The organism is Pseudoalteromonas sp. BSi20652 (assembly GCF_000239855.1).
Taxonomy (GTDB): domain Bacteria; phylum Pseudomonadota; class Gammaproteobacteria; order Enterobacterales; family Alteromonadaceae; genus Pseudoalteromonas.
Genome location: NZ_BADT01000141.1, coordinates 1 through 4,578, shown reverse-complemented (window position 1 = coordinate 4,578; position 4,578 = coordinate 1). Strand labels below are relative to the sequence as shown.

Below are 4,578 nucleotides of genomic sequence, written 5' to 3'. Positions count from 1 at the left end.
CTAACAGGCATAAGCCACTAAATTTTTTTTGCAAGTCGAGTGTATTACCTTGCTCGAAAAATTGATTAAAAATTGTTTTCCTAGGCAGAGCTCCACCCAAATATTTCAATATGCTCATAGTATTCCTTTTATAAACCTAGGCAGCAGTTGCGCTTAGGCTTGAATTCCTTTCTGATTTTAAAGTGCAATTGCGTTTAAACACCCGCAATAATTTGCATTGCAAGGGTTTTCATCAGTCGTTTCCAATACGGTGTGTCGTCTGGTTGGTTTAGGCTTTCATCTATTGGCCACTTTTCCCATGGTTTGGTGATTTCTTTATTTGCCCAGCGTTTTGGGTTGGTAATGGCGCCATCAAAGTTAAAGCGGTAAATATCATCATCAAGTGCTTCTTCTATTTGCTTAATCTGTTTGTAGCTCATTGAACGCCAGTACTTTTCAGGGCGGTTATTTTGCTTATCAAAATCGTGTGTTATTGGGTCTAAATTGCGAAATGGCTCTATTTCAGGTGAATCGACGAGCGGTTTGGTTACGTCCATAAAGCGCACTACGCGCTCCCATGTGTATTTGCAGTAGTTTGGGTTTTGTGGGTTGTCTTTTACGCGTATTTCACTAAATGCACCACGGTGGTTTTCATAATCTTTATGGGCAATATACATCGCATGGGTCACACCATGGCCTTGTGAGTGGTTGGCTTTAGAATAAAACGCTTCTATATCCGTAAACGGAAATGTCGAATGGCCATGCTCATTTTTTTCTGCATTATTTACTGACCACGAAAAACTTACTGTTTGGTTTTGGCGGTCAAAATATACCTCGCGTTTAGGCAGAATATACCGCGCTAAAATGGGGCCGAAGTTTAAAAAGAATAAGTTCCAACAAATGACGAATACAATAAACCAAACAGGTAATGGTTCTGGGGTAGCTGTGAATTGGGTGTAAAGACATATAAGTAAAATAAACGCCACCACGATACTTCCAGACACCCCTAAAAAGATAGGCCCCAATGTTAACCCTAGCGTCCAATCAGCCGCATGATGAAAACCTAAATAACGGCCTTCGTTATCAATACTATTTGAATCTTTAAGCCTTTTTTCTTCATCTTTTAATACTAATATTTTAACGATTTGAAACCCCATTAAACCAGTGAATTTATTAAACCTCTTTTTTGAAAGGTAATTTTTAAAATTCTGCGAGTTTTCTATTGTTCTTGCATTTAGTTTTGCAAATTTATATGAAATTGACATTAATATCCTTTCTACCCAAACAGCCATTTACTGCTTGGGCTAAATCCTATTTATTTCTTTGCTTAGCTATAAATCAACCATTAAAAATGAAGTGAATTTTTGCCACAACGTTTTACCAAATTTAATCTCGCTTTCAGCTTTTATATTATCTGCATATTTCCATGGGAATTTAAATATATCCGGTGGCGTTAGCTTTTTAATAGGTTTACCCATTAAAAGGTTATCGAGTTGTTCTTCGTCATTAAACTCTTTTAAAAGCTCGTCATGTGCTTTAGACATTTCTTTTAAAAAAGACTTATCAACACGATACCAAAAATATTTTGGTCGACCATTGGCTTTATCAAATTCAGCGGTGGTTTTATCAAACTCTCGATAATATTCAAATTGCGGAATATCAGCCAAGGGCTGAGTAACATCCATAAAATTTTTTAATAATTCCCAATGAATTAGTGCTGGAGTAATTCGATTTGCGAACGTTATCTCATATCTCATACTATATTTATAGTGTAACAACGAAAAGCCACGATAAGGATAACCACTTTTAGGATTATTCTGTACTTTATAATGGGCATTGAATTCTTCAAATGGTGCAACTTCAAAATCTTTCGCATTTGAACTCGGAACTTCAACTGTTCCATTTAAGCGATTAAAATTGACGGTAAAATTATATTTGGAACGAAAAAATGGTAGCACTATCAAACTCATTACTTTTGAGATAATCCAAATAACCACTAGAACCAATAAAAAATCAAGAGCGACACTGGTTGCACCTAAAGCAAATGCCACTGAAGGGATAAAAATAACAAATTAATAAAGTGCAGTATAACCCAAGAAGAAATAATGAAATCAGTGAAGTTAGCAGGAATAGTATTCAGGGCCAGTTTTAACTTTTTATCTATTTTGAAAAGTGCTCTGCAATCTTCGGCACTTCCATTTAAATTATCCTTGTAAAATAAGGTTTGAGAACTGTCAAAACAATGCCCAAAAACGCTTCCTCTTGGGAATAGCGCTTGCTTACTTTGATAGCGGCAATACATAGAGTCACGCTCGTCTGTCGCAATTTCATTTCTAAACTTTGTTTCTTGTTTACCACGATATGCGGTGTCTGCATACTGCTCAAGCATATTCTATTTCCTTTATTATCTATGCCCTATCTGACATTTAATCCGCGCACCACTTTGAAAAAGTTTCCGAATTAACAATAAACCTAGGTCCTCTTACTAAACAAGAAAACTGTGTTACTAAATTTGCATTTAAGACTGATAATTTATGTTTTACGAATGCGCTACTTTAATTTGTTCTGGTAAATACAAAACTAAAATGGGTGTGCTTTTTTTCTGCAGAGAACTAAATACTCCGCTACTTCTTCATTAATACTCTTCAATAACTCCGGATCAGTATCGGCATAACCCGGCCGTTGAAAGTTATACTCAAGGTGATGGTTATATATATAACTTGAGTTAATATCGGTTAGAAATAGCGATTTACTTTCGCCAGGGTAGCCTCGATAAAAGTTGATGTTAAAGTTCATTTTTCTTGATCCACCTTGAGATGGTAACAGATCGCCTATTGGTATTTTAAGGACTGATATATGGGTAACCTCAGACTCAAGTTCAGCAATTGGTTCAATATTCACATATTTGCAAACTCTATATGAATCACCATGTCGCAACGACTCATTTTTTGTAAGAATAAAGCTAACTTCTTTATCTTCAGTGATATCCATTAAATTAATAATTAAAAAATTCAACCCTTCTCTAACAAGATTTTGATTAATACAGATATCAAACTCTGTGTTATTTACTTTAATTAAGCATGGTTTTTTTAAATTTTCTCTAAAAGTATTTTCATTTCCAATATTCACTAAAATAATAATAACAAACAGAAAAATAGTTAAAATTAATATCCACATAGCTATATCCCTATTAATAACTGCCGTATTGAAACCAATATATCCCCTATTGAAGCAGGTACATTCATTTTTTTATTACGCTGTTTAGCGCTAAATTGAAGCCAAGGACAAACTAGATCATATATATCAAGCATTTTTTTTGATAATTCATACTGATCATCATAAAACGGATTATTAATCAGCTCTCTTTCAATATCTCTTTGTTGATCGTATGAAAAGTCACACCAAAACCGCTCTGGTCGTTTATTTTTTATATCAAACTCTCTAGTAGATTGATCGTTTTTTCTATAGAGCTCCAAATTTGGCGAGTCGGGTAATGGTAAACTTAAATCCAAATAACGTTGATACCTTGCCCATTGCTTAATTACATCATCAACGGTGCTATGATATTCACTTAACGCGTGAATATGTACCCAGGGGACGTCATTGTATTGAGCAATATTTTCATGAATAAGTACTAGGCTTGCTATTTTACCGACTCCTTGAGTTTTTGTTAAAAAACGTACGTTGAGTGAAAATTCACCTACGGGGAATGCAGCATTAGCAAACTCATCTTTAAAAGGAGGCTCATTGTTTGTCTGTTCTGTAAAGTTGATTGTATTATTCAACCTATCTAAATAAACCAAATCCTCATTTTTTGAACTAAGTCTATAATAATAAAATGAACTAAAGTTGCATACGATAGCATTCCAAAACATAAATATTATTAAGCCTAGCCAAGTCGGCATTCCAAAAAACTCATCACTGCCAAATACAACTATAAATAACATTAAAAAGAAATAATAAACGGGAGAGTATAAAAAATATATCTAGCCTTTTCCTCGCATTCAAACGCCGTCCAACAACTAGATATTTAGATTTATCTGCTAGGCTTGATTTTTCAAAGCTTTCAGCTCTAGCCCTTTCATTAACAAAGTATCGTCTAACTACATTTATACCAAAACAATCAAACCAGAAACTTTTATCCTTATCAAACTGCTCTGATTTAAAATAAGGTAAAATGCGGTTTTGATACAATCTGGGCGAGATTTTTTCGGCAAATGCAGTATAAAATGTATAGTCCATGAATTCCCTTTTTAGCTTATCCCTATTCTTGTTATTTACTTAATTATTATAAAAATTAAGACTGTTTTTAGTTTTTGCCTCTAAACTAGATCTCATTGTTAGTTTTAGCTAAATAAATTCCATATACTTTACGGTATAGCAATGATAAGAAATTAAACTAGACAGCCACTCTAATTGTTCAAGCTAAACTGTGCCATAAAATCTACTTTTTAGGTTAAAAACTTACCTTTCCTTATCTATTTCTTTTATTTAATTCATTAAATAAAACATTACCGCTGTTAAACCTAAATTACATGCACGAAAATAACTGCATGATGCAGTTGTGATTTATTACTAAATAGTTTGACTGAGCAGTTT

The 4,578-nt window shown here is 33.8% G+C and carries 6 protein-coding genes; all 6 read right to left on the bottom strand.

From position 1 onward, the window contains the following. Window positions 1-194: 194 nt before the first annotated feature. Entirely contained in the window at window positions 195-1,244 is a 1,050-nt protein-coding gene (locus P20652_RS19555; protein ID WP_008169876.1) for a hypothetical protein, read from the bottom strand. Between the two features lie 66 nt (window positions 1,245-1,310). Beyond that, window positions 1,311-2,030 carry a hypothetical protein gene (locus P20652_RS19550; protein ID WP_050548212.1) on the bottom strand — a complete coding sequence of 240 codons (720 nt, stop codon included), beginning with the start codon at window positions 2,028-2,030 and terminating at the stop codon, window positions 1,311-1,313. Next, on the bottom strand, window positions 2,015-2,368 hold the full coding sequence (locus P20652_RS06830) for a hypothetical protein (RefSeq protein ID WP_008169872.1): 354 nt from the start codon (window positions 2,366-2,368) through the stop codon (window positions 2,015-2,017). The genes P20652_RS19550 and P20652_RS06830 overlap by 16 nt, the downstream gene beginning before the upstream one ends. 191 nt (window positions 2,369-2,559) lie before the next feature. Then, window positions 2,560-3,156 (bottom strand): hypothetical protein, encoded by a 597-nt coding sequence (locus tag P20652_RS06835; RefSeq protein ID WP_008169870.1) that lies wholly within the window; start codon window positions 3,154-3,156, stop codon window positions 2,560-2,562. Between the two features lie 2 nt (window positions 3,157-3,158). Then, on the bottom strand, window positions 3,159-3,884 hold the full coding sequence (locus tag P20652_RS06840; protein WP_008169868.1) for a hypothetical protein: 726 nt from the start codon (window positions 3,882-3,884) through the stop codon (window positions 3,159-3,161). Window positions 3,885-3,897: 13 nt separating this feature from the next. Continuing rightward, window positions 3,898-4,221, bottom strand: coding sequence for a hypothetical protein (locus P20652_RS18475; RefSeq protein WP_033017595.1), 324 nt, complete (start codon window positions 4,219-4,221; stop codon window positions 3,898-3,900). Window positions 4,222-4,578 lie beyond the last annotated feature (357 nt).

What these genes read in the sequence shown, in the direction of transcription:
- P20652_RS19555 (WP_008169876.1), bottom strand. Translation starts at nt 1,244, where the DNA reads ATGTCAATTTCATATAAATTTGCAAAACTAAATGCAAGAACAATAGAA.
- P20652_RS06830 (WP_008169872.1), bottom strand. Translation starts at nt 2,368, where the DNA reads ATGCTTGAGCAGTATGCAGACACCGCATATCGTGGTAAACAAGAAACA.
- P20652_RS06835 (WP_008169870.1), bottom strand. Translation starts at nt 3,156, where the DNA reads ATGTGGATATTAATTTTAACTATTTTTCTGTTTGTTATTATTATTTTA.
- P20652_RS06840 (WP_008169868.1), bottom strand. Translation starts at nt 3,884, where the DNA reads ATGCCGACTTGGCTAGGCTTAATAATATTTATGTTTTGGAATGCTATC.
- P20652_RS18475 (WP_033017595.1), bottom strand. Translation starts at nt 4,221, where the DNA reads ATGGACTATACATTTTATACTGCATTTGCCGAAAAAATCTCGCCCAGA.